This window comes from Geothrix oryzae, assembly GCF_030295385.1.
Lineage (GTDB): Bacteria > Acidobacteriota > Holophagae > Holophagales > Holophagaceae > Geothrix > Geothrix oryzae.
Window position 1 is genome coordinate 1,916,091 of record NZ_AP027079.1, and the last position, 26,980, is coordinate 1,943,070.

Below are 26,980 nucleotides of genomic sequence, written 5' to 3' on the forward strand. Positions count from 1 at the left end.
AACGGAGGAATCATGTCCCGCAAGCTGGTGGAGTGCGTGCCGAACATCTCGGAAGGCCGGGATGCCGCGAAGATCAAGCAGGTGACGGACGCCATCGCCTCGGTGCCGGGGGTCCGGATCCTCGATGTGGATCCGGGCGCGGACACCCACCGCACGGTCATCACCTTCGTGGGCGAGCCCGAGGCCGTGCTGGCGGGCGCCTTCGCCTGCATCGCGGAGGCCGCCAAGGTCATCGACATGCGCGGGCACCACGGCGCCCATCCCCGCATGGGCGCCACGGATGTGGTGCCCTTCGTGCCCGTCGAAGGGGTGACCATGGAGGACTGCGCAGAGCTGGCCCGCCGCCTGGGCGCCCGGGTGGCGAAGGATCTTGCCATTCCCGTCTACCTGTATGAGGCCGCCGCCTCCCGGCCCGAACGCCGCAACCTCGCCGAGGTGCGCCGGGGCGAATACGAAGGCCTGGAGAAGAAGCTGCAGGATCCCGCGTGGAAGCCCGACTTCGCGGCGCCCCACAACCCCGGGGCAGGCGCGACGATCATCGGGGCCCGGGAATTCCTCGTGGCCTACAATGTCACGCTGAATTCCGGCGACAAGGCCCACGCCACGGACATCGCCTTCGAGCTCCGCGAGAAGGGCCGCGTGGCCCGGCGCGGGCGCATCAGGCCCTACTACCAGGCCGGCGAGCTGATCTTCTACGCCGAGGGCAGCTTCCCCTGCGGCAACTGCGACTTCACGGGCGCCTCGTTCCAGGAGACCGTGGATCACTGCGCTTCGGCCCACGGCTACGACCTGCCCGCCCTCATGCGCCTGAACGATGTGGATCCGGCGAATCCCGTGGGCCAGAAGGTGCGCCGCCGGGGCACCTTCAGCCACTGCAAGGCCATCGGCTGGTATGTGGACTCGTACCGCCGTGCCCAGATCAGCGTGAACCTCACCGACTACAAGCAGACCGCGCCCCACGCCGTGCTGGAGGAGGCGCGCCGCCTGGCCGCGGAACGCGGACTCGTGGTCACGGGCAGCGAGATCGTGGGCCTGGTGCCCTTCCAGTGCCTGCGGGCCTCGGGCCGCCACTACCTGAAGGCCATGGGCAAGTCCACCGGCGTGCCCACCTCGGACATCCTGCAGACGGCCGTGTTCTCCATGGGCCTGGGCGATGTGGCCCCCTTCGAGGTCGAGAAGAAGGTGCTGGGCCTGCCCTCCTACGATCCCAAAGCGCTGGTCTCCATGCAGGTGCACGCCTTCACGGACGAAGTGAGCCGCGATACGCCGGCCCCCGGCGGCGGCTCCATCGCGGCCCTGGCGGGCAGCCTGGGCGCGGCCCTGGCCAGCATGGTGGCCAACCTGGCCCAGGGCGGCCCGGATGCCGACAAGGACGCCAAGCTCATCGCCCTGGCCGAGCGGGCCCAGATCCTGAAGGACCGTCTGATGGTGGCCGTGGACGCCGATACCAACGCCTTCAACGCCTTCATGGACGCCCGTCGCCTGCCGGATGCCACGCCCGAGCAGAAGGCGGCCCGCCACGAGGCCATGCAGGCCGGCCTCAAGGTGGCCATCGAGGTCCCCCTGGACACGGCCCAGACCAGCCTCGCGGCCCTGGAGCTGGCCGGCGAGGCCGCCCGCCTGGGCAAGGTGGCTTCCATCACGGATGCGGCCGTGGGCGCCCAGATGGCCCATGCGGGCGTCCGCGGCGGCATCTGGAATGTGGTCATCAACCTCAAGGACATCACGGATCCGGGTTATGTGACCGACATGCAGGCCCAGTGCGCAGACCTGCTGGAGAAGTCCACGGCGAAACTGGGGGAGATCACGGCGTTCGTGGACCAGAAGCTCCTGGACCGCCTGAACAAGGCCAAGAAATAACGGCTACTCCGCCATCCAGAAGAACAGGGCCGTCATGCGCTTGGTCGCGAGATCGTGGCCGAAGTAGCCCGTGGCCGAGTGCACCAGGTCCGCCCGATAGAGCAGCAATCGGTTGAAGACATTGGGCACCGCGACATCGGGCTGCCAGGCCTGCAGCGGCAGGCCGGTGACCCCCAGGGCCTCGCGCAGGTTGGCGTGGGGCGGCGGGCAGAGGTTTCCGCTGAGGGTGCCATTGGGGTACCGCAGGCGATAGAAGGTGGTGCCTGCGGTCGAGGGCGCCCGGGGCGTGAGGTAGATCACGGCCGCGTAGCGGCACAGCTTCCGAGAATCCGTGTGAGGCCGGGGGCCGGATTCCTTCGCGCCCACCACCTGCACGACATTGTGGTTGAGGTAGGCGCCATCCGGCGCGACTTCGGACCAAAGGCGCCGCGATCCGGTCAGCTCCCGCACCTTGGCTTCCAGCGGCGCCAATTCCTCGAGGCGCAGGGCGTTCCGGGACCGCATGCCGGGCCAGGTTTCGGGCGCGTGGGGAAAGCCCAGTTCCCATTCCTCCAGGGCCCGGAAGCGCCTGGCCACGGCCTCCGCGTCCGGCAGGATCCCATCCACGATCCAGTAGTCCCGGCCCTCCTGGGGTTTCCGGTAGGGCAGCGAAGGCGGCCGCTGGGGTGCTGGTCCGGACAGGGGCATGGAACATCTCCAGGGGGGGCATCCAGCCTACACCGGGCACGACGAGGGGGCCTCGCGGCCCCCTTGTCGAGTTCTCGAAGCCGGGCCTACTCGTAGATGCCGGCGCCGATGACCATGCCGTTCACCAGTTCCACCCATGAGGCCTTCTTCATGACCTTGTTGCCCTGGGCCGGGTTCAGCTCCTTGTATTCGATCCAGCCGCTGCCCTTCTCCTTGACCATCTTGGTCCAATCCTGGATCCAGGGCTTGCCGTCGGGATCCTTGGCGGCCCAGCGGTTGATGCCCACCAGCTCGCGCCGCACCCCGTGGCCCAAAACCTTGCCTTCCAGGTCGTAGACGAAGATGTAGAGGTCATGGTTCTGCCCCTTGACGAAGTGGAACTGGCCCTTGGGCCCGCTCACTTCCTCCAGGAACTTCTCCTTGGGGTTCTTCTTGGCGAAGTCCACGGCCTGCTTCACGAAGGCCTTGGCCTGGTCGCGGCTCTGGGCGGCGAGGGGGAACGCCATCGTGATCGCCATGGCCAGGATTGCCCATGTCTTGCGCATGTTTCCTCCATTTGAACCCCAGCGGGGGGTTCTTTCCCTAACGGTCCACTTCGGCCCAATCTTGAAAAAGCAACCAACCCGAAGGTCAAGATCGCCCCGATTCAACTCCCCGCCGAAAATGGCCGAAATAGAACATCTATCGAGTATCAATGGAATGCCAAGGAGTCGCAGGCGATGAACCGGAGTGGCCTTGCCCTGAAATTCTTCCTGCCCGTCGCCCTCTCCCTGGCCGCACTCCTGGGACTGGCGATCTGGGGCGTGAGCGCCTACCAGACCAGCCGGGCGGAAAAGGCCTTCGAGGAGCACCTGACCTCCCTGGCCGTGGCCTCCCGGTCCATGTTCCATGCCGACGCAGAGGAATACTGCCGGAGCCGGGGCATGACCTTCCACCGGATCCTGGAGGGCCGCCGCTCCGAAGACCCCGCCTCGGCAGCGTTCGAGCGCGAGTCCATGGACGCCTTCACGGCCAATCCCTCCCTGGAGCAGCGCGTGGGGCACCTCCAGGATGCGAACGGGGTTCCCCGCCTCTATGTCTTGAGCCCGGGCCGCTTGAAGGATTCCTGCATCCACTGCCACGGCGCCTTCGGCATCGACACCTTCAAGGATCGGAAGGCAGGCGAGCTGGTGGCCTCCTTCGGGGTCTCCATGTCCACGGCGGAGCTGTACCGGAGCGAACGGAACACCCGCATCCTCTCAGCGTCGGCGGGATTCGCCCTCCTCGTCCTCATCAGCCTCATCATCGTCCGCCAGGTGCGGGTCTCCATCCTCCGGCCCCTCGATGACCTGTCCGGGGCCATCGGCCAGGTAGCCGCGGGCGACATGACCGTGAAGGCCGCCGTGGGAAGCCGGGACGAGATCGGCCAGCTGGCGGGGACCTTCAACGGCATGGTGACCGATCTGAACCAGGCCCTCGGAAACATGGGGGCGGCTTCTGAGCGGGTGGCTTCGGGCAGCACGGAGCTGGCGGCCAGCGCCGAACAGATGAGCGCCACCGTCCAGGAGACCGCCCGGGTCGGCGAAGATCTGCGCCAGGCGGGCCGGGAGGTCCAGGAGGCGCTTCGCAGGCTGGACGCGAATGTGGAGGCCATGGCCGAGCACACCCGGCGTACCGGGGCGAAGGCCGAAGAAGCCGTGGACGACACGGACCGCGGGGCCAAGACCGGCCGCGGCACCGCCGAGGGCATGGAGGCCATCCAGCAGGCCACCTCGCGCATCGTCGAGGCGGTCCAGGCCATCCAGGGCATCGCCCGGCAGACCAACCTGCTTTCCCTCAACGCCGCCATCGAGGCCGCCAAGGCGGGCACCATGGGCAAGGGCTTCGCTGTGGTCGCCGAGGAAGTCCGCATCCTGGCGGAGCGCAGCGGACAGTCGGCGAAGGAGATCGAGGAGATCATCCAGGCCATGCAGTCGGCGGTGTCCGATGGCGTGGGCAGCGTCGAGGTGACCCTCCAGCACCTGGAGGCCATCCGCGATCGCATCTCCCAGGTGTCCGGCAGCATCCACGAGATCGGCAACCTCAGCAGCGGCCAGGCGCGGACCAGCCAGGATGTGGGGCGGATGATGAACCAGACCGCCGCCCGGCTGGATCAGAACGCCGCCGCCACCCAGCAGCTGGCCGCCACCGTGCAGCAGATCTCGAACACCGCCGACGACTTGTCCAAGGTGGCCGAGGGCCTGCGGGAGACCGTGCAGCGCTTCAAGCTGTGATGATGAAGCCCCCGGCCGGCCCGGAGGCTTCGGGAGGCGGGATGGCGCGGAAGAACCAGGGGGTCGTCCACTGGGAGCTGATCGGCCCCGGGGGCGCCGGCCACACCCTCCTGGCCCATCTCTCGGCCCGGTATCCCATCGCCTCCCCGGCGGACTGGCTGGCGCGGATCCAGGGCGGCCAGGTCCGCCTCGACGACGACGAGCACCCTTCACCGGAAGCCCTGCTGCGCCTAGGCCAGCGGGTCGCCTGGGCCCGTCCGCCCTGGGTCGAGCCCGAGGTGCCCCTGGCCACGGCGGTCCTCTTTGAAGATGAGGATCTGCTCGCCGTGGCCAAGCCCAGCGGCCTGCCCACCCTGCCCGGCGGAGGCCAGTTCCAGGAGCACACCCTCCTGGCCCTGGTGCGGCGGCGGGCCCCCGAGGCCAGCCCCATGCACCGCCTGGGGCGGGGCACCTCGGGCCTCGTGCTGTTCGCACGGACGATGGCCGCGCGGAAGCCCCTCCAGGCTGCGTTCCAGGATCACCGCACCCGCAAGGTCTACCGGGCCCTCTGCCAGGGCCACCCCACCCTCGACGCCTTCGAGGTGGCCGCCCCCATCGGGGAGGTTCCCTACGGTCCCCTCGGCGCCCTGCACGCCGCCCATCCGGGGGGGCGGGCTTCCCTCAGCCGGGTGACGGTCCTGGAGCGGCGGCCGGAGTCATCCCTCGTGGATGTGGAGATCGCCACGGGCCGCCCGCACCAGATCCGCATCCACATGGCCTGGGCGGGCCACCCGCTGGCGGGGGACCCCCTCTATGGGTCGGGCGGCCTCCCGCTGCCGGAGACCCAGGCTCTGCCCGGCGACCCGGGCTATCTGCTGCACGCCCATCGGCTGGAGCTGGAGCATCCCCGCACCGGGGCCTGGCTCCGTCTCGAATGCCAACCGCCGCCCATGCTACGGATCACCTAGTTGTGCACGCCCGGGGCCTCGCGGCCCATGCGCTCGACATATTCCGCGTAGGAGCCGCCGAACACCACGGGGCCCTCGTGCTCCTCCCCGCCCAGTTCCAGCACCCGGTTCGCCAGGCCGCGCAGGAAGGTGCGGTCGTGGGAAACGAAGAGCATGGTGCCCTCGAAGTCCTTCAGGGCCTCGATGAGCATCTCCTTCGTGGCCAGGTCCAGGTGGTTGGTGGGCTCGTCCAGCACCAGGAAGTTCGGGGGATCGAAGAGCATCCGGGCCATGACGAGGCGGGACTTCTCGCCGCCCGAGAGCGAGCGCACCTTCTTGTCCACATCGTCGCCGGAGAACTGGAAGGCGCCGAGCAGGTTCCGCAGCACGCCCAGGCCTTCCATGGGGAAATCCTGCTGCATCTGTTCGATCACGGTGAGGTCGGGATCCAGCAAGTCCAACGCCTGCTGGGAGAAGTAGCCGAGCCGGAGGCTGGCGCCCAGCCGCACGCTGCCTGAGTCCGGCTCGATGACGCCCGCCACCATCTTGAGCAGGGTGGATTTGCCGGCGCCGTTCTTCCCCATCACGCACCAGCGCTCGCCGCGGCGGATGTGGAAACCGAACTGGTCGTACAGCTTGCGCGCGCCATAGGCCTTGCACACGCCCTCGAGCATGGCCACATCGTCGCCGGAGCGGCCGGGGATGCGGAAATCCCACTTCACCACGCGGCGCTTCTTCGGGGGCTCGATGCGCTCGATCTTGTCCAGGGCCTTCACGCGGCTCTGCACCTGGGCGGCCTTCGCGGCGTGGGCGGAGAACCGCTCGATGAAGCGCTGCTCCTTGGCCAGCTTGGCCTGTTGGCGGGCGTAGGCGGCCTCCTGGTTGGCGTCGCGCTGTTCCCGCTCCTTCACATAGAAATCGTAGTTGCCGGAGTAGGTGACGATGTCGCCGCCGTCGATCTCCAGCACTTTGGTGACCACGCGGTTCATGAAGTCGCGGTCGTGGCTCGTCATCAGCAGGGTGGCGGGCACGGCCTTGAGGAAGGTCTCGAGCCAGAGGATGGATTCGATGTCCAGGTGGTTGGTGGGCTCGTCCATGAGCAGCACATCGAAGTTGCCCAGCAGCACCTTCGCCATGGAGACGCGCATCTTCCAGCCGCCGGACAGGGCGCCCACATCGCCGTCGATCTGCGCGTCCTCGAAACCGAGACCGTGCAGGCAGGCCCGGGCCCGGGCCTCCAGCTCGTAGCCGCCCAGGTGCTGGTACTCCTCCTGGACATGGCCGAAGCGCTCGAGGATGGCCTCCAGCTCATCGCCGCGCTCGGGGTCGGACATGGCGTGCTCGAGGTCGATCAACTCGTGGTGCAGATCGCCCAGGCGCCCACTCCCCGCGATGGCCTCGTCCAGCACGGGGCGACCCGCCATCTCGTCCACTTCCTGCCGGAAGTAGCCGAGGGTGAGCTTCTTCGGCAGGGTGACGGAGCCGTCATCCGGCGATTCCTCGCCCATGATCATGCGAAACAGCGTGGACTTCCCCGCCCCGTTGGGGCCCACCAGCCCCACCTTCTCCCCGGGATTGAGCTGGAAATCCGCCTCGATGAACAGGATCTGCTTGCCGTACTGCTTGCTTACATTGGAAAACGAAATCATCAAGCCTCGACTTTCACATCAGGTTCGCCGGCTTCCCCGCGGGGGCCGTGCATCAGTTCCACCACGGCCTGGTTCAGGCGCAGGCGGGCCTCATGGCGCGCCGAGGCCTGCGTCAGGTAGCGGGCGCGGATCTCGATGCCATTGGCCGTTGGCATCACATTGAGATCCGGGACCACCGAGAAGCCGCGCACCCGGTAGCGGGTCGCGACCCGGTTCAAGTCCTTCTCGGCCAGCCGGGCGTTGCCCTCGGTCTGTTCTTCCACCAGCTTCTGCACCCGGTCGATGATGGGATAGGGATCCTGGCCGGTCGGAATCATCACGCGCAGCTCGTCCCACATCCACTGGCCCGAGGTGGTGAAGTTGAAGAAGTGCCCCTCGATGGCAAAGCTGTTCACGAAGGCCACACGCCGCCCCGTGGGATGTCCGGCGTCGCTCCAGTTGCCGGTTTCGAGCAGCACCGTGCGGAGGAGGCCGATCTCCACCACCTCGCCGCCCACGCCCCGGATCTCCACCCAGTCGCCCACGCGGATGCCATTGCGGCCCATCAGGATGAACCATCCGAAGAAGGCCACGATGAAGTCCTTGAGGGCCACGGTCAGGCCCGCGCCGGCCAGCCCGAGGACCGTCGTGGTCTGGGCCGGCATGCCGAAGATCACGAAGCCGATGGCGAGGACGCACAGCACCTGGACCACCAGCTTCACCACGGTCCGCAAGGTGCCGGCCCCCTTCTTGTCGCCGGCGGCGGCCCGGTGGAAGAGGTGGTCGATGAGCAGGCCTGCGAGGTAGGCGGCCAGAGCCAGCCCCAGGACCCACAGGAGGCGGGCGAGGAGCCCATGCAGGGCCGCATTGCGGTTGCCGTCCACCAGGCCCATCCAGCTGCCATAGACTTCCGCCAGCTCCTGCTGATCCTGGATGCGGCGGCCCATGTCCGAAAGCCTACGCTGGACATCGCCGTACTTCCGGAGGTACGAGACCGCCTCCTGGGCCTGTTCCCGGCCGGGACCGCCGCCTGCCGCGGCGGATCCCTGGACCAGGTTGTTCGCCCAGTACTTCGCGGCTTCCCGGTCGTCCTTCTCCTGTTTCGCCCGGGCCTCGATGGTCTCCCGGCGCTTGGTGAGCACCTGCACCTTGCCCAGGGCCTCCAACCGGGCCCGGTCCAGGCGCGCGTACTTGGTGCGCTGGGCCGTCCACTCACCGAGTCGGGCCAGCAGGCTCCCCTGCTGGAAGGCCGAGGCCGGCCGGGGTGCGGCCATGACCTGGGAGGATTCCTTGTCCGCCGCCTCGTGGGCCTCCTTCAGGCGCCGGATCCGGGCCTGGGGATCACCGCCGACCCTGGCCAGATCATCCGAGGCGGCCTCCAGCTCGTCCTTGTCCAGCTCCGCCTGGGCCTTGGCGACATCCAGCTGATCCTCCAGGGCCCCCTTCTGGGATTCCCGGGCCGAGGCGAGTTCCTTCGTCAGGCGCGCGATGAGCTGCTGGTCGGCCTCGACGGTCGCCTGGGCCTTGGCCTTGAGTTCAGCCAACTCCTTGACTTCCGGCGTCTTGGGCGCCTGGGCGCTGGACGCCCTCCGCAGGGCATCGGTGAAGGCTAGGTCCACCTCGTGGTTGGCCAGCCGCTCCGCCTGCCGGGCCAGCTGCTGTTCTTCGAGGGTGACGGCCAGGGGCACCAGGCTGCGGGCCGTCAGCAGCGGCGTCTGGTCCACCAGCCGCTCCCGGACCGGCGCCGCCCGGCGGAGCCCCTGCTTCTTGGCGGGAGTTCCCCCATCCTGGGCCTGGGCCGTGGGGACCGGATCCCGGGTCCACACCCACCCCGCCGTGGTCGCGGCGGTCAGAAGCAGCAGGGCAGCGGCGGGAATCCAGGCGCGGACATTCATTCTTCCAGACAATCACGAATGGCGGCGGAACGCAAAAGCCCCGGAGACAGGCCCCGGGGCTTTTCGTGGGCCTCCCTGAAGAGGCGGGGAGGTCAGCTCTTCTTGGGAGCTTCCTTCTTCTTGCCGCAGTCCGGGCAATCCTTGCAGGACGCGACCTTGTTCTTCTCGCAGCAGGCCATGCCACAAGCCGGCTTCTTCTTGGCTTCAGGCTTCTTCTCTTCGGCGGCGAAGGCCACCAGCGCGAAGGAACTCACCAAGGCAAGCGCCAGGATCTTCTTCATGAAACCCTCCATCCAGGTGGGGCACGGACCCACTGGAAGCACCTTAGCCGCATCCAGTGGCTTTCCCAACCCCCAAATCCAACCTGGGGATCCTTGGGAAATTAGCGGCCGAACAGATTCTTGATCACCATGGCGGCCATGGCGGGGTTGGCCCCCAGGCGGCGCTTCATGTAGGCCACGGCGTACTTCCAGTTCTCGGCGAAGGGGACATAGAGCCGCATGACCTGGCCGCGCTTCACGATCTCCTGCTGGAGCTCCATGCGGGGCACGCCCAGCAGCATCTGGAACTCGTAGGCATCCTTCGACACGCCGCGCTGGTCCAGATAGGCCATGCACCGGCGGACCGTGGGCTCGTCGTGGGTGGCGATCTCGGGATAGTGCCCGTGCTCGAGCAGGAGCTGCACGCACTCGAAAAGCTTCTCCTTCATGTCCCGCTTGTCCTGGAGGGCGACCTCCGCAGGTTCCTTGTAAATGCCGATGCAGATGCGGACCTTGCAGGGCTTCTCGTGGAGGGCCTTGATGTCTTCCGGGGTGCGGAAGAGGCGGCTCTGCAGCACGATCCCGAAGTTGTCGAACTCGTTCCGGATGGCCTTGAACATCCGCAGGGTGACATCGGTGAAGTGGCGGTCCTCCATGTCCAGGGTGATGTGGATCTTGTGCTCCGCGGCGGCGGCCACGATCCGGCGGAGGTTCTCCTGGCAGTAGGCCTCGCTCTCGTTGATGCCCAGCTGCGTGGGCTTGAGGCTGATGGTGGCGAAGGGGCGGTCCTTCACGGCCTCGATCATCCGGAAGTAGACCTGGACCGTGGCCTCGACATCCTCGCGCTTGAACACCTCTTCGCCCAGGAGATCCAGGGTGGTGGAGAGGCCCAGCTTGCTGTGGATCTCATCGGCTTTCGCCACGCCACTCGAGATGCCCTTGCCCGCACAGTAGGGGGCGGCGAAGGTGCGGACCAGCATGTCCGGCATGAGGTCAAGGATCGTGCGTTTCAAATCCACGGTATTCCTCCCGTCGTTACTGCGTTTCCCGCCCCTTCCATCAGGATCGGGCGGACCTTCAAATATAGCTCCACGGCCCCTTCCATTGACGATGGACAGGGTGGAATGTGACCGACAGGGGTCTGCAAAGGCGCACCGGTCTGTGGTCTGGGCGGCCCTGGCCCCCTCGCCCAGCAGCGGATCAGTCTCCGGATGGGCGGGAGATCACAGCCGTTCTTTCAGATAGCCCCGGATGGCCTCCTCGGTCTCCGGCGCGGTCAGCCCGGCCCGGCGCGAGGCCACCAGGACCTCCTCCACGGGCAGGTGCTGATCGAGGATGAGCCAGGGGCAGATCGCCGCTGCGGCGCGGTTGCCGTTGTTGCAGGTGATCACGATCCGCGCGTCCTTGGGGAACCCCTTGAGCAGGGTCCGGAGGAAATCGAGGTCCCCGGCGGGGGGGACCCGGCTGGTCGCGTACCGCATGTAGTGCACCTTCATTTCCTGAAGGGTCGTCACCACGAAGGCCGACTGCGGGGTTATCTCCCCATCTTTTCTCAGATCGACGACATGGGTGATGTGCTGCTGCTTCAGGGCGGAATAGATCGCCGGCGTGGCGCCGCCCTTCAGGATGTAGATCCCCGGCCGCATCTCCACGGCTTCGGGGATGGGGCCGGTCGAGGCCGCAAGCACCAGGCCCGACAGAATGGGAAGCAGGCCTCGCAGCACAAGCGCCTCCAGGTTGCCGTCTCCAAGGGTACCGGGCCCCGGGGTCCGGGCCAGGATTGGTTGTATGAACAGCGTCACATTCTGCGGAAAGAACCCGGCCGGACGAGAGGCGATCCGTGGGACCAGACGCGGAAAAGCCCGGCATCGCCGGGCTTTTCCTGCAAGGCCTTCAGTTATTTCACGGAACGGACCTGGATGGTGGCCATCCCATCCCTCTCGAGGACCAGGCTCGACTTCTGGGTGATCGTGCTGCGATCGGGAAGGTGCACCTCGATGGTGCCGATCAGCCGGTCGTTCACCAGGACCTGGCCTTCCGTCCCCTCCCCCACGCTGAACACGGCGCCCTGCTTCAAGGCGATGGGAGTGGTGGCCACCGTCGGGATGCCCATGGTCGCCAGCCGCTTGATGACGACGGTGGAGGCGTAGACCCCGTCGTGATAGAGCAGATCCTGGGGCATCACCACGAGGTAGTCCACCTTCTGATTTCCGAGCACGGAGGCGACGCCGACGGGGTTGAGGTCGCTCCGGGCATCCACCACCGTGATGAAGCTGTCCACGCCCGCCGCCTTGGCGAGATCCCACACGGCATCGAGGTTCTTCTGGTAGTTGCAGATCACCCCGATGTGCCGCTTTTCAGGCCAGGTGGTTCGGGTGGTGCTCATCAGGGTCTGGAAATCCTCCGCGAACAGGCTTCCACCGAGGAGCCCGGCCGCGATCAGACCAGCGGTTTTCACGATGCGATTCATGTTGCCTCCTGATAGGGATGGCCCGCCGGGTCCGGCCCGGGCGGAGATGGAAAGGAAAGAAGTCCTGCCATCACGACAGGGCGCATGTCCGGGTGGGCGTTCCCACCCGGCCCAATGTCAGCCCGGCCCCGAAGGTCCCCAGATCCGGTTTGAAAATGAGAGACCCACCGGCATCCATGCCCTATTTTTAACCACCCCCGGGTGGGTTGACCGAAGGACTCTCGGACCCTCCCCCATCGACGGCTGCGCCCCGTGGATCCCCGACCGGAATCGAGACCTCCGCGGGCCGGCACGCTGCGTCCATCCCCGAAAACAAAAACCCCGCAGGCTCAGCGACTGCGGGGGTCTTGAGTGGTGGTCCCTCCCGGACTCGAACCGGGGACCCTCTGATTAAGAGTCAGATGCTCTAACCAGCTGAGCTAAGGGACCACGAGAAGGAAATCTTACCAGGGCCGGGCCGGAACGCAAGAGCCCGTTGTGGACCCCCTCTCAGATGTTTGGCATCTTCATGGCGCCGCGCACATCCGCCATGGTTTCCACCGCCACGGCCCGGGCCCGGGCGCTGCCGTCGCGCAACACTTCCTGCAGGTCGTCCGGCCGGGCCAGGTAGCCTTCGATCTTCTCGCGCACGGGCTCGACGCGGCGGATGATGGCCTCGGCCACGCGCTTCTTGCAGTCGAAGCAGCCGATGCCCGCCCGGCGGCACTCCGTGTTCACCAGCTGGACCGTCGCATCCTCGCTGAAGAGCTTGTGGAACTCGAAGACAGGACAGACATCGGGGTTGCCGGGATCGGTCTTGCGCACGCGGGCCGGGTCGGAGGCCATCTGCCGCGTGCACTTCTCCAGGATGTCGGCGTTGCTGTCCCGCAGGTAGATGCAGTTCCCGTAGCTCTTCGACATCTTCCGGCCGTCCAGGCCCGGCACCTTGGGCGTCTTGGTGAGCACGGCCTCGGGCTCGGGGAACACCTCCCGCTGGTAGAGGAAGTTGAAGCGGCGGAGCACCTCCCGGGCGAGCTCCACATGGAAGAGCTGGTCTTCGCCCACGGGCACCTTGTGGGCCTTGTAGATGATGATGTCCGCGGTCATCAGCAGCGGATAGCCGAGGAACCCGTAGCTGCCCAGATCGGCCACGGCGTTCTGCATCTTCTCCTTGTAGGTGGGCACCCGCTCCAGCCATGAAAGCGGCGTGACCATGGACAGCAGCAGGTGCAGCTCGGCGTGCTCCTTCACCAGGCTCTGCACGAAGATCGTGGCCTGCTTCGGATCCAGGCCCGCCGCGAGGTAGGTGGCGGTGAGCTCCAGCGTGGCCGGCCAGATCTCCCCGACGGATTCGTACTTCGAGGTGAGCGCGTGCCAGTCCGCGATCATGTAGAAGGCCTCGCCCTTCCCCTGGAGGTGGGTGAAGTTGTCGAGGGCGCCCACCAGGTGGCCGATGTGCTGGGAACCGGAAGGCTGGATGCCGGACAGGATGCGGTGCATGGGAATGGGACTCCGAGAGAAGAAGGATCAAGCTCCGAGGAAGAGGCGGGCGATGGCTTCGACGCCCATCAGGATCACGCCGAAGACGGGCCCGATGACATAGCCCAGCAGGCCCGTGAGGGCCAGGACGATCAGGGCCCCTCCCATCCAGGGCTGGGCGCGGTCGTACTTCGGCAGCCACCGCCAGGGCAGCATGCCGCGGAGGATGCCGGAGCCGTCGAGTGGGCCCAGGGGCAGCAGGTTGAAGAGCGCCAGGCCGAGGTTGATGAGCACCAGCCGGCCTGTCAGGGCCAGGCCCAGGGTCAGCGCCGATCCCAGTTCCAGGGCGTGCAGGCTCTCGACCTTGCGGGCGAACAGCGCATACGCGAAAAGCTTCATCTCCAGGGCCTGGGGCGGGGCCGCCACCTTCACGAGGACGACCAGGACCCCCAGGAAGAGGGCCGCCAGCGCCACATTGGACGCGGGCCCGGCCGCCGAGACGATCGCCATGCCGCCCCGCTGCGTGAAGCGGCGGGTGAGGTTCCGGGGATCCACGGGCACGGGCTTGGCCCAGCCGATGAAGGGGAAGCCCGTGGCCATCCCCAGCAGCGGAAACACGAAGGTGCCCAGCAGATCCATGTGCGCCAGGGGATTCAGGGTCATCCGGCCCAGCCGCGCCGCCGTATCGTCCTCCAGCCAGTAGGCCGCGGTGGCATGGCTGGCCTCGTGCACGCTCAGGCTGAAGAGCAGGGCCACATAGCTGACGAGGATGGTGGGGATGGAGATGCTGTCGAACACCCGGGCTCCGGCAATCTCCCAGTCTAGCGGGTGTGGGAGGGGCCGGCAGCCGCGTTATGCTTACGGGTTACGCCAGGAGTCAGGCATGTACCTCAAGCCCAACGCTCCCGCCGCCGCCAGCGCCGGGAAGTCCGTGATCGGCTTCAACCTCGTCAACGGCCGCGAGGTTGAGGGCGATCTGGGCATGATCGAGTCCCGGTCCGCCGCGGACCGGCGCGATCTGGTGGGCATGTTCCCCGACAGCGGCGAAAAGGATGTGGCCCGCGCCGCCAAGGCCGCCGCCGAGGCCTTCAAGTCCTGGTCCACCACGCCCGTCGCCGCGCGCGGGGCCGTGATCCAGCGCACCGGGGAGATCCTCACCGCCCACCGGGAGCGGCTGGCCCGCATCATCACCCGCGAGGTCGGCATGACCCCCGGGGAAGCCCTGGCCGAAGTGCAGGAGGCCATCGACGCCTGCGCGTTCTTCACCTCGGAGACCCTGAACCTCCAGAGCCGGAAGCTCGCCTCGGGCGCGGCGGCGCACCGTCGGCCCGTCGGGGTCTGCGGCATCCTCGCGACCGGCAGCTCCCCCCTGGCGGCGCCCTGGCGGAAGATCCTTCCGGCCATCCTCTGCGGCAACACGGTGGCCTGGAAACCCAGCGACAACGCCCCGACGGCGGCCTACCTCCTGCTGCGGGCCCTCATGGAAGCGGGCCTCCCGCCCGGCGTGGTGAACACCGTCAATGGCCGCGGCAGGGCCGGCTGCGGGAAGCACTTCCTCGCGGGCATCGACAAGGGGCACTACCAGTCCTTCAGTTTCGTGGGCTCCACCGCCCTGGGGCGGACCGTGGGCGAGATGTGCGGCCGCAACCTGATCCTTCCCAGCCTGGACCTCGTCGGCAAGGGCGCCATGGTCGTCATGCCGGACGCCGACATCGATCTCGCGATCCAGGATGCGCTCCGTGCCGCCTTCGGCCACGCCGGCCAGCGCCCCATCGGCCTGGTCAACATCCTCCTGCACGAAGCCTGCGCGGCCCGCTTCACGCAGCAGTTCATGGATCGCGTGGCCAGTCTCGAAGTGGGCAACCCCATGACGGATCCCGCCGTGGCCTACGGCCCCATGATCAATGCCCGCTCGGCCGCCACCTTCCGCGAGCACTGGGATCTGGGCCGCGCCGAGGGCGCCGTCCTGCGATTCGGCGGCGACCAGTGGACCGAAGCCAACCGCACCTCCCAGGTGAAGGGCAACATCGGACACGGCGCCTACATGCAGCCCTGCGTGTGGGAGGGTGTCACGCCCGCCATGGCCCTCTTCCGGAACCAGGTCCTCGGCCCCACGGTGAACCTCTCCAGATTCGCGGACTTCGACGAGGCCCTGGCCGGGATCAACGCCGGCCCCTGCGGCCCGGCCATCAGCCTCTACACCCAGGACCGCACCTGGACCGAGCGGTTCAAGCGCGAAACCCGGGCGGACATCATCAACCTCAACACCACGGCCGATGATCCGGGGACCCGCCTGCCCTTCGCCGGCTATGGCACCCATCCCGGCAGCCAGACGGCCCTCGACGGATTCACGCGCTGGCAGGCCGTGAGCGATGGCGTGGTGGAGGACCCTTCCCAGGGAACCCCCCTCGCCCCCGCCAGCCCCCTGCAGACCGACTGGGCGAGTCTCTAGCCTTAGAGGCCCAACCCTTCCAGCGCGGCGCCGAGACTTCCAGGTTCCGCACCCAGGCCCAGCCGCAGCAGGAACTCGCTGTTCCCTTCCCCGCCCTTGATGGGGCTGAGGGCGAGGTCCAGGGGCCGCAGGTCCGTCCCCGCGAAGAACGACCAGGTGTCCACGAGCACCCGGCGGTGGACGGCGGGATCGCGCACAATGCCCCCGGCGCCCACATCCTCGCGCCCCGCCTCGAACTGGGGCTTCACCAGCAGCACGGCTTCGGCCTCCGGCAAGAGGCTGGGCAGCACGGGCGGGATGGCCAGCCGCAGCGAAATGAAGCTCAGGTCCGCCACCAGCAGGCTGCACCGCTCGGGGATGGCAGCCGCCTCCCAGGTGCGGAGGTTCACCTGCTCCATGGAGATCACCCGGGGGTCGCTCCGCAGCTTCCAGTGGAGCTGGTTGGTGCCCACATCCACCGCGTAGACCTTGGCCGCGCCCCGCTGCAACAGGCAGTCGGTGAAGCCGCCGGTGCTGGAGCCCGCATCGAAACAGACGAGGCCGGTGGGATCGATCCCCCAGCGGTCCAGGGCCCCGGCCAGCTTCAGCCCGCCCCGGCTCACGAAAGGCAGGGGCTCGCCCCGCAGGCGGATGGGCGCCTCCTCGGCGACGGCGGTGCCCGCCTTGGTGACGGGCCGGTCGTCCACCAGCACTTCGCCCGCCAGGATCCGCGCCTGGGCCTTGGCGCGGGTCTCGCACAGGCCGCGCTGCACGAGAAGCTGGTCCAGGCGCACCTTAGCCACGGGCGATCCGCCTCTGCCGGGCGATTTCCTTGCGGTAGGTGCCGACATTCCGGTTGTGGTCCTTCAGGCTGGGCGCGAAGCTGTGGCCGCCCCTGCCGGTGGCCACGAAGTAGAGGTCCCGGCCCATCTCCGGCGCCTTCGCCGCCTCCAGGGCCGAGGCGCTGGGCACGGCGATGGGCGTGGGAGGAAGTCCCGCCGTGGTGTAGGTGTTGAAGGGGTGGACGCGGCGGATATCCCCCGGCAGCGGGGCGGTGAAGCGCAGGTCACCGCTGAGCCACCGCGCGTAGAGGCTGGTGGGGTCGCACTGCAGCCGCATGCCGATGTCGAGCCGCTTCTTGTAGACGCCCGCCACCTTCGGCTGCTCCTCGGGGAGCTTGGTCTCCTTTTCCACCAGGCTCGCCAGGATCAGGGTCTCGTAGGGGGGCAGGACACCGCCTTCGAGCTTGGGGCGGATCTGGTCACGGAAGGCCTCCACCAGCATGAGCATCACCTCTTCGGGCTCCATGGCATGGTGCAGCTTATAAGTGGCCGGGGCCACGAGGCCCTCCAGGCTCTCCGCCTGCTCGAATCCCGCCGTCTTCGCCAGGCGGGGGCTCTTCCAGAGGGTCCAGAAGACCTCTTCGGGCACGAAGCCCTTGAGGCGCTTCTGCACGGACCAGGCGTGGGCCCCCTCGGGGATGGACACCGCGGTGTAGTGGATCTCCGCCCGCCGGAGCTTGCCCGCCACATCCGAGAGGCTGGCCCGGGGGTTGAAGGTGTACTCGCCGCGGATCAGCTGGAGCTTGCGGGCCCGGGCCCAGAGCTTGAACAGGGAGGCCGAACGGATGACGCCATCCCGCTCCAGCTGGTCCGCCACCTGGTTGAGGTTCGCGCCCTTCCTCACCAGCACCGTGGCCTCCTGCCGGAGGGGGCCCTGCCCCTTCCAGGCCCACCAGCCGCCGATGGCGGGGGCCACGGCCAGCAGGACCGTGGCCACGAGGAAGCGGAGGGACATCGAGGAGCGTGCCATGCCTCCAGAATGCCGTGGTAGCGTGGATCCATCCACCCGAGGCTCCATGAATGCACCTGGCTACCGCCGCCATGTCGGTCTGTTCTCGGCCACCATGCTGATTGCTGGCTCGATGATCGGGAGCGGCGTCTTCTCGGCATCGCCTGCGGCGATACGCGAGGCAGGGCCGACCCACCATCGCCAGCCCCTGCCGCTGGAGCCGGCATGAGCCACGGTTATCGCCGCCATGTTGGTCTGTTCTCGGCCACCATGCTGATTGCTGGCTCGATGATCGGGAGCGGCGTCTTCATCGTCGCCGCCGACATGGTGCGCACGGGCCGCTCGGGCGGCTTCCTCCTGGCCGCCTGGGGCCTCACGGCGGTGCTGACGCTCTTCGCCGCCCTCAGCTACGGCGAATTGGCCGGGATGTTCCCCAAGGCCGGGGGGCAGTACACCTACCTTCGGGAGACCTATGGCCCGGCCGCGGGGTTCCTGTACGGCTGGACCTTCTTCGTGGTCATCGAGTGCGGCACCATCGCCGCCGTGGCCGTGGGCTTCGGGAAATACCTGGGCAGCTTCTTCCCCTCCATCACCGATGCCGCATGGATCGGCCCCCACCTGGATGTGCCGCTCCTGAAGGTCACCGAGGCGATCTCCGTGGGGCCCTACCACCTGGGACTCACGCCTTCGCGGCTGTCGGGCATCGCCGTGGTGCTGCTGCTCAGCGCCGTGAACCTCTACGGGGTGAAGTTGGGGACCCGCATCCAGGATCTGTTCACCGTGACCAAGATCGGCGGCCTCGCGGCCCTCATCCTGCTGGGCCTGCTGCTCCGCCCCCCGGCAACCCCCTCTCCGGCCCCGTTCGTTCCGCTGGATGGCGCTGCGGCCCTGCCCTTCCTCACGGCCCTGCTGGTGGTCCAGACCGGCAGCATGTTCTCGGCCGATGCCTGGAACGCCATCACCTTCATCGCCGGGGAGGTGAAGGACCCGGAGCACACCATCCCCCGCTCCCTCTTCATCGGCACCACCCTGGTCTGCGGCCTCTATGTCCTGGCCAACGCAGCCTACCTGAAGGTGCTCGGCCCCGCGGGCATCGCCAACGCCCCCCAGGACCGCGTGGGCAGCGCGGCCCTCCAGTCCCTGCTGGGTTCCGGCGGCGGGCTCATCATGGCGGGCAGCATCCTCATCTCCATGTTCGGCTGCCTGAACGGGCTGGTGCTGTCCGGAGCCCGGGTCTATCAGCGCATGGCCGAAGACGGCCTCTTCTACCCCCAGGCCGCCACGCTCAACGCCCACGGCGTGCCGGGGTTCGGCCTCTGGATCCAAGCCCTCTGGACCTGCCTCCTCACCCTCACGGGCACCTATGGCCAGCTGCTGGACTTCGTGATGCTCCCCACGATCCTCTTCTATGTCTTCACCGTGGGCGGGGTCTTCCTGCTGCGTTGGCGGCGGCCGGACTTTCCGCGCCCCGTGCGGGTCTGGGGCTACCCCTTCGTCCCCGGCCTCTACCTTTTCGGCGCCCTGGCCATCATCGGCGCCCTCTTCATCCACCGGCCCAGCTATTCCTGGCCGGGCCTCCTCCTGGTGGCCTTAGGCTGGCCTGTCTATCTTGTGGTGAAGCCCCGCATCGCCACCTGAACTGCAAGGAGTCCGCCATGACCCACATCGTCATTCTCGGAGCAGGCCGCGTCGGCGGCGCCATGGCCAGGGACCTGGCCCCGGACTTCAAGGTCACCGTGGCGGACCGCTCCGAAGCCGCCCTGGCCCGCATGGGCGAAGCGGGAATCGCCACGCGGCCCGCGGATCTCGCCGCCGCCAGCGCCGTGAAGGCCGCGGTGGCCGATGCCGACATCGTCGTGGGCGCCGTGCCCGGATTCATGGGGTTCGCCACGGCCAGGGCCGTCCTGGAGGCCGGAAAACCGCTCGTGGACATCTCCTTCTTCGACGAGGACTGCTTCGAGCTGGACGCGCTGGCCCAGCGCCAGAACCTCACCGCCATCGTGGACTGCGGCGTGGCGCCGGGCTGCGGCAACCTCATCCTGGGCGACCTCTCCCGCCAGTGGGACCGCATCCACGCCTTCGAGTGCCTGGTGGGCGGGCTCCCCGTGGTCCGCACCTGGCCCTACGAGTACAAGGCGGGCTTCAGCCCCATCGATGTCATCGAGGAATACACCCGGCCGGCCCGCTATGTGAAGGACGGCCGCACGGTGACGCTGCCCGCGCTGTCCGAGCCGGAGCTGCTGGACTTCGATGGCCTCGGCACCCTGGAATCCTTCAACACGGACGGCCTCCGCAGCATCATCCGGACCTTTCCCCAGGTGCCCGACATGAAGGAGAAGACCCTTCGCTACCCCGGCCACATCGAGAAGATGCGGATCCTGCGCGAGACCGGCTTCTTCGGCAAGAGCCCCATCCCCGTGGGCAGCGGCGAGGTCGTCCCCCTGGATCTCGCCACCGCCCTGCTCTTCCCCCTCTGGCAGATGGGCGAGGGCGACGAGGACTTCACGGTCATGCGCGTCACCGTGGAAGGCGAAAAGGCCGGCCAGCGGATGCGGAAGGAGTGGAACCTCCTGGATCGCTACGATCGGCCCACGAAGACCACCTCCATGGCCCGGACCACCGGCTACACCTGCACCGCCGCCGTGCGCCTGCTCGCCCGGGGGGGCTACCGTCGCAAGGGCATCAGCCCGCCGGAGTTCGTGGGTCAGGAGCAGGGCGCCTGGGACTTCATCCGCGAAGAACTGGCCAAGCGGGGCGTGGTGTTCGTCGAGGCCTGATCAGCCTTCCAGCTCCCGGTGGCGGATGACCAGGGCCGCGACCTCCCGCCGGAGGCGCTGCCCGAGCATCTCCACCAGCGCCACGGAGCGATGCTGCCCCCCGGTGCAGCCGATGGCCAGGGTGTGGTAGGCGCGTCCCTCCTGCTGGACCAGGGGCAGGGACCACCGCAGCCAGGATTCGGCCCGATCGAGGAATTCCCGGAACTCGGGGGACTCCAGCAGGTATTCCTGCACGGCCCAGTCCCGGCCCGTCAACGGCTTCAGGGCTTCGACATAGTAGGGATTGGGCAGGAACCGGGCGTCCAAGATCACATCCGCATCGGCCGGAACGCCCCGCTTGAACCCGAAACTGAGCAGCCGCACGGCGGTGTTGCGCGTGGGCAGGGCGGGCATCAGGGTCGCGACGCGCTGGCGCAGCTCCGACAGGTTCAGGTGGCTGGTGTCGAGAATGGTGGTGGCCATGGCCCGGATGGGCGCGAGCAGTTCCCGCTCCCGGCGGATGCCCTCGCCGGCGGACCCGAGGAGGGCCAGGTGGTGGGGCCGGCGGGTCTCGGAGTAGCGGCGCAGCAGCGCCTCGTCGTCCGCCTCCAGGAAGACCACCTGCACGGGGATGTTCTCGGCCTGGAGGCGCTCCAGCAGCGGCCCGAACTCCGCCGCGAAATCAGGGTGGCGGCTGTCCATGCCCACCACCAGCCGGTCCCTGCCGGGCTGTAGCTTGGATTCCAGCTCGAGCAACGGCTCCAGCAGGCGGGGCGGGACATTGTCCAGGGCCGTGCAGCCGGTGTCTTCCAGCGCGCCGAGCACCGCATGGCGTCCTGCTCCCGAGAGCCCCGTGACCACAATGAGTTCCATACGAGCACCCTAGCAGGGCCGAAGGCCCGGCCTCTAGCAAAACGCGGGGGCGAAAGCCCCCGCGTTTTGCTGGCAGGAAGAGCGGAAAAGCTCAGTCCTCCAATCCCCCGGCCGTGAACCGGAGGACGCGCTGGATGCCTTCCGAGGCGTTGCCCTGCTCGTCGGGCCCGAGCTCGATGGTCTCCGAGGGGCCGCGGAAGAAGTCCTCATCGGGCACATAGGCCGGCTGGGGCTCCACACGGAAGAGGTACGAGATGATTTCGTCCTCGTAGCCGAAGCGCATCTGCTCGAAGTATTCGTAGCTTTCCCGCTTGTATTCCACCAGGGGATCCTTCTGGCCGTAGCCGCGGAAGCCGATGGCCTCCTTCAGGTGGTCCATGACCAGCAGGTGGCGCTTCCAGGCCGCGTCGATGATCTGGAGGATGGACCAGCGCTCGTAGCTGCGCATGCCGTCGCCGCCCAGCCGCTCGTCCTTGCCCTCGTAGATGCGCTGCACCAGGGTGGCCAGGGCCACGGTGGCCTGGGCCTGGGGCAGCTGGCCCACCGCGTCCACCTCTTCCCCGGAAATGGCGAAGAGCTGCTCCACGCGCTCGCGGAATCCGGCGAGGTCGCGCTCGCCCTTGTCGGGCAGGAAGTCGTTGGAGATGCCTTCGGCGATCTCGCCTGCGACCTGCAGGACATAGTCCTTGGTGTTGCCCTTGAGGATCTCCGTGCGCAGCCCGTAGAAGAAGATGCGCTGCTTGTTCATCACATCGTCGTACTCGAGCAGGTGCTTGCGGATCTCGAAGTGGTGGGTCTCCACCCGCTTCTGGCTGCGCTCGATGGCGCGGGTGACCATGCCGGCCTCGATGGGCTCGTCATCGTTCATGCCCATGGCGCCCATGAGGTTCTTGATGCGGTCGCCGCCGAAGATCCGCATCAGGTCGTCCTCGAGGGACAGGTAGAAGCGGCTGCTGCCGGGGTCGCCCTGGCGGCCGGCGCGGCCGCGGAGCTGGTTGTCGATGCGGCGGCTCTCGTGGCGTTCCGTGCCCAGGATGTGCAGGCCTCCGAGGCCGACCACTTCCTCGTGCTCCGCCGCGGTCTGCTCGCGCATCTGCTCCACGAGGGCCGAGAACTCGGCCGTTTCGAAGCCCTCTTCGTCGTAGAGGGCGATGTCCTTCTTCTTCGCTTCGAGCCGGGCCAGGCCTTCGGGATTGCCGCCCAGGATGATGTCCGTGCCGCGACCGGCCATGTTGGTGGCGATGGTGACGGCCCCCTTGCGGCCGGCCTGGGCCACGATCTCGGCTTCCCGCTCGTGGTGCTTCGCGTTCAGCACCACATGGGGGATGCGGGCCGCCTTGAGGGCGTCCGCAAGGTCCTCGCTGCTCTCGATGCTGGCGGTGCCCACCAGGACGGGCTGTCCCTTGGTGTGCAGTTCCTTGATCTCCTCGACGATGGCCTTCTTCTTCCCGGCGCGGGTCGAGTAGACCGTATCCGCGAAGTCCTTGCGGATCATGGGCATGTTCGTGGGGATGATGATCACATCGAGCTTGTAGATGGAGTGCAGTTCCGTGGCCTCGGTCTCCGCCGTGCCGGTCATGCCCGCCAGCTTGGTGTACATGCGGAAGAAGTTCTGGAAGGTCACGGTGGCAAGGGTCTGGTTCTCGGCGTTGACCTCCACGCCCTCCTTGGCCTCAATGGCCTGGTGCAGGCCGTTGGACCAGCGGCGGCCCGGCATGAGGCGGCCCGTGAACTCGTCCACGATGACCACTTCCATGCCCTTGCCGTCCTCCTTCGGGCGGACCATGTAGTCCACATCCAGGCGGTAGAGGTTGTGCGCCAGCAGGGCCTGGTTGAGGCCGTGGAGGGTCTCGATGCTGGTCGGATCGTAGAGGTTCGCCACGCCCAGCAGCTGCTCGGCGTAGTGGATGCCCTCGTCGGTGAGCATCACCTGACGGTCCTTCTCGTCCACCTTGTAGTGGACTTCCGCCTTGAGCTTCGGCACCACCGCATCGATGCGGAAGTACTTGGAGGTGTCCTCTTCGCTGCTGCCCGCAATGATGAGCGGGGTGCGGGCCTCGTCGATGAGGATGCTGTCCACCTCGTCGACGATGGCGTAGCTGAAGCCGCGCTGGGTGAATTCCTCCAGGTCCCACTTCATGTTGTCGCGGAGGTAGTCGAAACCCAGCTCGTTGTTGGTGGCGTAGGTGATGTCGCAGGCGTAGGCATCGCGGCGCTGCTGGTCTTCCAGGCCGTGCTGGATGATGCCGATGCTGAGGCCCAGCCAGGTGTAGAGGCGCCCCATCCACTCGGCGTCGCGGCGGGCCAGGTAGTCGTTCACCGTGACGAGATGGGCGCCCTTGCCGGCCAGGGCATTCAGGTAGAGCGGCAGCGTGGCGGTGAGGGTCTTGCCTTCACCCGTCCGCATCTCGGCCACCTTGCCCTCGTGCAGGGCCATGCCGCCCACCAGCTGCACATCGAAGTGGCGCATCTTCAGCACGCGCTTGCTGGCTTCCCGGCAGACGGCGAAAGCCTCGGGCAGGATGTCCTCCAGGGTGGCGCCGTTGGCCAGCTTCTCCTTGAGGTAGGGCGTCTTGGCCTTCAGCGCATCATCGCTGAGGGCCGAGATCTCCGGTTCCAGGACATTGATGGCCTGAACCCGGGCCCACAGCCGCTTCAGCTCCCGGTCGTTCTTGGAGCCGATGAGTTTCTTGAGAAAGTTGTCGAGCATGGATCCGTCCAGTCGCGTAAACCATCGATTGTAGCGCGGCGGATCCCCATTTCCCAGCACTGGAGGCCAACTCCAAGGCCCCGCGGTTGCCGAAGTTACCCGCCCAAGGCACACTGATCGTTTGGATTCTGGAGGAATCATGACCCTAGAGCGCACCTTTGCCATCGTCAAGCCCGATGCCGTCAAGGACGGCCACATCGGCGAAATCATCGCCGCCATTGAGCAGAGCGGCCTGAAGATCGTGGGCCTCAAGCTGACCCAGCTCACCCGCGCCATCTGCCAGGGTTTCTACCACGAGCATGTCGGCAAGGGGTTCTATCCGGAGCTGGAGGCCTTCATGACCGAGGGCCCCGTGGCCATCATGGTGCTCGAGGGCGAGAACGCCATCCTGCGCTGGCGCGACCTCATGGGCGCCACCAACCCCGCCAACGCCGCCGAGGGCACCCTCCGCAAGCGCTTCGGCGCCAGCATCGGCCGCAATGCCACCCACGGCAGCGACAAGCCCGAGAGCGCCAAGTTCGAAGTGAGCTATTTCTTCAACGCCTTCGAGCAGATGTGATTTTTTAGGTGAAGCCCATGCAAAAAACGGCGCCAACGGCGCCGTTTTTTGCATCGACGGGCGCAGGATGGAAACTCACCCTTCCGCCACCGCCTGGATGGCGGCCTGGCAGAGCCGGCGGACGCCCGGCAGGAGATCGACGCTCTGGAGGGCCTTGTCGCTGAACCATTGGCCGCCCGGGGGCGGCGTGGGCAACTCATCCTCCGGGGCCTTCGTGCGGAGCAGGTGGCTAAGGTAGAGCCGCTGCTGGCCTTCCAATCCTTCCAGCCGCAGCAGCCAGGGGGTCGGCAGCCGGCTGGTGCGCTCGTCGAACACCACGGGCAGCACGGAATGATCCACGAAGCGGAAGGGCATCCCCCACGCAGCCTCGATCTGGGCATTCAGCAGGGCCGTCGGCAGGAAACCCGGTGACCAGGGGATCTGGGCCGGCATGAGCAGGCCGCGATGGGGGCTGTGGGGCGAGGGCACCAGCAGGACGAAGGGTGTCTGCGTCCCGTGGACCAGCACGCCTTCGATGAAGGTGGTGAGGTGGACCCGGCCCTCGGCCATCAGCGCCCTCCTGCGGTTTCCAGTTCCTGCATGATGCGGTCGCGGGCGGCGGACACCTCGGCCACGGCGGCCTCCGGCTTGAGCTTGACGACCTCCTTGGTGCGGCGGTCGCGCAATTCCACGAGTCCATCCTTCAGGCCCTTGGCACCCACGGTGAGGCGCAGGGGGAAGCCCAGCAGATCCGCGTCCTTGAACTTGGCGCCGGGGCTCAGACCTTCGCGATCGTCGTGCAGCACCTCGAAGCCGGCGGCCTCCAGGTCCTTCTCCACCATGGAGGCCACGCCCGCGACTTCTTCGCTGCCGGGATCCAGGCAGACCACCTGCACCTGGTAGGGCGCGATGGGCCAGGGCCAGATGATGCCGTCGGCGTCGAAGTTCTGCTCGATGGCCGCGGCCACTGTACGGGTGATGCCGATGCCGTAGCAGCCCATCACCATGGGGTTTTCCTTGCCCTGCTCGTCCAGGAAGGTGCAGGACATGGACTTGGAATACTTGGTGCCCAGCTTGAAGACCTGGCCCACCTCGATGCCGCGGAAGGCCTGGTACTGGCCCTTCCCGCAGCGGGTGCAGGTGTCCTGTTCGGCGGCCATGCGCAGGTCCGCAAAGGTGCAGCCCGGCAGGTCGCGGGCCGGGTCCAGCCCGAAGTGGTGGTAGTCCGTCCGGTTCGCGCCGCAGGTGAGGTTCACTGCCCCTTCGAGGCTGCGGTCCACCAGCATCTTCACGCCCTGCAGGCCCACGGGTCCCATGAAACCCGTCTTGGCGCCGGTGAAGGCCTCGGCCTCCTCCAGGGGCATCAGCTCCATCTCGGCGGCGCCGAGGAAGTTCTTCACCTTCACGGGATTCACCTCATGGTCGCCGCGCAGCACGGCACCGGCCAGCTGCGTGGTGCCATCCGCGAAAGTGGCCAGGTAGAGGAAGAACTTGCTGGTCTGGGTGAGAGGCATGCCCTGCGGATGGTCCGCATCGATCATGCCCGCCGCCTGCTCCACCTGTCCCACCACGCCCGGCGTGCGGAAGTGGTCCCGCTTCAGCTCGAAGGCCTTGCCGTGGTCCCCGACGGGCAGGCCCGGGGCCTCCGTCTTCTCGATGTTGGAGGTGTAGTCGCAGGCGTTGCAGCTGAGGATCGCGTCCTCGCCGCTGCCAGCCAGCACATGGAACTCGTGGGTGAAGCTGCCGCCGATGGCGCCGCTGTCCGCCTCCACGGGCCGGAACTTCACGCCCAGGCGCGAGAAGATGCGCTTGTAGGCATTGAACATGGCCCAGTATTCGCGGTCGGCGCAGGCGTCGTCCGCGTGGAAAGAGTAGCCGTCCTTCATCGTGAACTCGCGGCCCCGCATGAGGCCGAAGCGCGGGCGCCGCTCGTCGCGGAACTTGGTCTGGATCTGGAAGAGGTTCATGGGCAGCTGCTTGTAGCTGCGCACATTCTTCCGGACGACATCCGTGATCACTTCTTCGTGGGTGGGGCCGAGGCAGAAATTGTAGAAGTCGCGCTCGTCCGGCTTCTCGCCCCTCTGGCGGCGTTCGGCCATGTCAGCCTTGGCCTTGCGGTCGCAGAACCGGAGCAGCTCGTCGCCGTAGAACTTCCAACGGCCGCTTTCCTGCCACAGGTCGGCGGGCAGCACGGCGGGCATGAGCAGTTCCTGGCAACCGTCCTTGGCCAGTTCCTCGCGGACGATCTCCTCGAACTTGCGGATGCTCCGGAAGGCCAGGGGCAGGTAACTGTAGATGCCCGCCGCCACCTTCTGGATCATGCCGGCGCGCATCATGAGCTGCTGGCTCACCACATCGGCATCGCGCGGCGTCTCGCGCAGGGTCTGGATCAGGAGCTTCGACTGCTTCATGGGGGCCTCGAACCTCCAAGTCTATACGAGGAAG

General features: G+C 67.5%; 24 protein-coding genes and 1 tRNA gene. 8 read left to right on the top strand and 17 right to left on the bottom strand.

Annotated elements, in window-relative coordinates; all coding sequences use genetic code 11:
- Positions 1–12: 12 nt before the first annotated feature.
- Positions 13–1,860, top strand: a complete 1,848-nt coding sequence (gene ftcD, locus QUD34_RS08845) for a glutamate formimidoyltransferase (protein ID WP_286353330.1) — start codon at positions 13–15, stop codon at positions 1,858–1,860.
- A 3-nt stretch (positions 1,861–1,863) separates the two neighbouring features.
- On the opposite strand, the gene QUD34_RS08850 is transcribed toward ftcD, so the two are convergent.
- Both QUD34_RS08850 and QUD34_RS08855 read right to left on the bottom strand, forming a co-directional pair.
- Positions 1,864–2,547, bottom strand: coding sequence for a hypothetical protein (locus tag QUD34_RS08850; protein WP_286353331.1), 684 nt, complete (start codon positions 2,545–2,547; stop codon positions 1,864–1,866).
- An 86-nt stretch (positions 2,548–2,633) separates the two neighbouring features.
- Positions 2,634–3,092 (bottom strand): cache domain-containing protein, encoded by a 459-nt coding sequence (locus tag QUD34_RS08855; protein WP_286353332.1) that lies wholly within the window; start codon positions 3,090–3,092, stop codon positions 2,634–2,636.
- Positions 3,093–3,266: 174 nt separating this feature from the next.
- Between QUD34_RS08855 and QUD34_RS08860 the strand changes: the two genes are divergently transcribed.
- Positions 3,267–4,799 carry a methyl-accepting chemotaxis protein gene (locus tag QUD34_RS08860; protein ID WP_286353333.1) on the top strand — a complete coding sequence of 511 codons (1,533 nt, stop codon included), beginning with the start codon at positions 3,267–3,269 and terminating at the stop codon, positions 4,797–4,799.
- Positions 4,800–4,840: 41 nt separating this feature from the next.
- Positions 4,841–5,746 (top strand): RluA family pseudouridine synthase, encoded by a 906-nt coding sequence (locus tag QUD34_RS08865; RefSeq protein ID WP_286353334.1) that lies wholly within the window; start codon positions 4,841–4,843, stop codon positions 5,744–5,746.
- On the opposite strand, the gene QUD34_RS08870 is transcribed toward QUD34_RS08865, so the two are convergent.
- The 9 genes from QUD34_RS08870 to QUD34_RS08910 form a co-directional block, all read right to left on the bottom strand.
- Complete coding sequence (locus QUD34_RS08870; protein WP_286353335.1) at positions 5,743–7,374, bottom strand: ABC-F family ATP-binding cassette domain-containing protein; 1,632 nt, start codon at positions 7,372–7,374, stop codon at positions 5,743–5,745. The genes QUD34_RS08865 and QUD34_RS08870 overlap by 4 nt on opposite strands.
- The gene (locus tag QUD34_RS08875; RefSeq protein ID WP_286353336.1) at positions 7,374–9,248 is read right to left on the bottom strand and encodes a mechanosensitive ion channel domain-containing protein; all 1,875 of its coding nucleotides are present in this window, start codon (positions 9,246–9,248) and stop codon (positions 7,374–7,376) included. The genes QUD34_RS08870 and QUD34_RS08875 overlap by 1 nt, the downstream gene beginning before the upstream one ends.
- A 92-nt stretch (positions 9,249–9,340) precedes the next feature.
- Complete coding sequence (locus QUD34_RS08880) at positions 9,341–9,529, bottom strand: hypothetical protein (protein WP_286353337.1); 189 nt, start codon at positions 9,527–9,529, stop codon at positions 9,341–9,343.
- A 101-nt stretch (positions 9,530–9,630) separates the two neighbouring features.
- Positions 9,631–10,527 (bottom strand): proline dehydrogenase family protein, encoded by an 897-nt coding sequence (locus QUD34_RS08885; protein WP_286353338.1) that lies wholly within the window; start codon positions 10,525–10,527, stop codon positions 9,631–9,633.
- Positions 10,528–10,731: 204 nt separating this feature from the next.
- On the bottom strand, positions 10,732–11,232 hold the full coding sequence (locus QUD34_RS08890) for a hypothetical protein (protein WP_286353339.1): 501 nt from the start codon (positions 11,230–11,232) through the stop codon (positions 10,732–10,734).
- Positions 11,233–11,405: 173 nt separating this feature from the next.
- On the bottom strand, positions 11,406–11,978 hold the full coding sequence (locus QUD34_RS08895) for a hypothetical protein (protein ID WP_286353340.1): 573 nt from the start codon (positions 11,976–11,978) through the stop codon (positions 11,406–11,408).
- A 352-nt stretch (positions 11,979–12,330) separates the two neighbouring features.
- Positions 12,331–12,407 (bottom strand) — tRNA-Lys (locus QUD34_RS08900).
- Positions 12,408–12,467: 60 nt separating this feature from the next.
- Positions 12,468–13,457, bottom strand: coding sequence for a tryptophan--tRNA ligase (gene trpS / locus QUD34_RS08905; protein ID WP_286353341.1), 990 nt, complete (start codon positions 13,455–13,457; stop codon positions 12,468–12,470).
- 27 nt (positions 13,458–13,484) lie between these two features.
- Positions 13,485–14,234 carry a site-2 protease family protein gene (locus QUD34_RS08910; protein ID WP_286353342.1) on the bottom strand — a complete coding sequence of 250 codons (750 nt, stop codon included), beginning with the start codon at positions 14,232–14,234 and terminating at the stop codon, positions 13,485–13,487.
- 85 nt (positions 14,235–14,319) lie between these two features.
- On the opposite strand from QUD34_RS08910, the gene QUD34_RS08915 reads away from it, so the two are divergent.
- A complete protein-coding gene (locus tag QUD34_RS08915; protein WP_286353343.1) occupies positions 14,320–15,888 on the top strand; it encodes an aldehyde dehydrogenase family protein in 1,569 nt (522 codons plus the stop codon).
- Between the two features lie 2 nt (positions 15,889–15,890).
- Here QUD34_RS08915 and QUD34_RS08920 read toward each other — a convergent pair whose 3' ends face one another.
- Both QUD34_RS08920 and mltG read right to left on the bottom strand, forming a co-directional pair.
- The gene (locus tag QUD34_RS08920) at positions 15,891–16,670 is read right to left on the bottom strand and encodes a TlyA family RNA methyltransferase (RefSeq protein WP_286353344.1); all 780 of its coding nucleotides are present in this window, start codon (positions 16,668–16,670) and stop codon (positions 15,891–15,893) included.
- Positions 16,663–17,679 (bottom strand): endolytic transglycosylase MltG, encoded by a 1,017-nt coding sequence (gene mltG / locus QUD34_RS08925; RefSeq protein ID WP_286353345.1) that lies wholly within the window; start codon positions 17,677–17,679, stop codon positions 16,663–16,665. Before mltG ends, QUD34_RS08920 begins: the two co-directional genes overlap by 8 nt.
- Before the next feature lie 46 nt (positions 17,680–17,725).
- Between mltG and QUD34_RS08930 the strand changes: the two genes are divergently transcribed.
- Genes QUD34_RS08930 through QUD34_RS08940 form a run of 3 tightly spaced genes read left to right on the top strand, consistent with a single transcriptional unit; the run spans position 17,726 to position 20,435 of the window.
- Positions 17,726–17,887, top strand: coding sequence for a hypothetical protein (locus QUD34_RS08930; protein ID WP_286353346.1), 162 nt, complete (start codon positions 17,726–17,728; stop codon positions 17,885–17,887).
- Positions 17,884–19,296 carry an APC family permease gene (locus QUD34_RS08935; RefSeq protein WP_286353347.1) on the top strand — a complete coding sequence of 471 codons (1,413 nt, stop codon included), beginning with the start codon at positions 17,884–17,886 and terminating at the stop codon, positions 19,294–19,296. The genes QUD34_RS08930 and QUD34_RS08935 overlap by 4 nt, the downstream gene beginning before the upstream one ends.
- Before the next feature lie 17 nt (positions 19,297–19,313).
- Complete coding sequence (locus QUD34_RS08940; protein ID WP_286353348.1) at positions 19,314–20,435, top strand: saccharopine dehydrogenase family protein; 1,122 nt, start codon at positions 19,314–19,316, stop codon at positions 20,433–20,435.
- Here QUD34_RS08940 and rapZ read toward each other — a convergent pair whose 3' ends face one another.
- Together rapZ and secA are read right to left on the bottom strand one after the other, a co-directional pair.
- Positions 20,436–21,287, bottom strand: a complete 852-nt coding sequence (rapZ, locus tag QUD34_RS08945) for an RNase adapter RapZ (protein ID WP_286353349.1) — start codon at positions 21,285–21,287, stop codon at positions 20,436–20,438.
- 91 nt (positions 21,288–21,378) lie between these two features.
- Positions 21,379–23,997: a preprotein translocase subunit SecA gene (gene secA / locus QUD34_RS08950; protein WP_286353350.1), complete on the bottom strand. Its 2,619-nt coding sequence runs from the start codon at positions 23,995–23,997 to the stop codon at positions 21,379–21,381.
- A gap of 139 nt (positions 23,998–24,136) precedes the next feature.
- Between secA and ndk the strand changes: the two genes are divergently transcribed.
- Positions 24,137–24,556: a nucleoside-diphosphate kinase gene (ndk, locus tag QUD34_RS08955; protein ID WP_286353351.1), complete on the top strand. Its 420-nt coding sequence runs from the start codon at positions 24,137–24,139 to the stop codon at positions 24,554–24,556.
- Between the two features lie 75 nt (positions 24,557–24,631).
- Here ndk and QUD34_RS08960 read toward each other — a convergent pair whose 3' ends face one another.
- Both QUD34_RS08960 and proS read right to left on the bottom strand, forming a co-directional pair.
- Positions 24,632–25,105 (bottom strand): hypothetical protein, encoded by a 474-nt coding sequence (locus QUD34_RS08960; protein WP_286353352.1) that lies wholly within the window; start codon positions 25,103–25,105, stop codon positions 24,632–24,634.
- Complete coding sequence (gene proS / locus QUD34_RS08965) at positions 25,105–26,946, bottom strand: proline--tRNA ligase (RefSeq protein ID WP_286353353.1); 1,842 nt, start codon at positions 26,944–26,946, stop codon at positions 25,105–25,107. The genes QUD34_RS08960 and proS overlap by 1 nt, the downstream gene beginning before the upstream one ends.
- Positions 26,947–26,980: the final 34 nt, after the last annotated feature.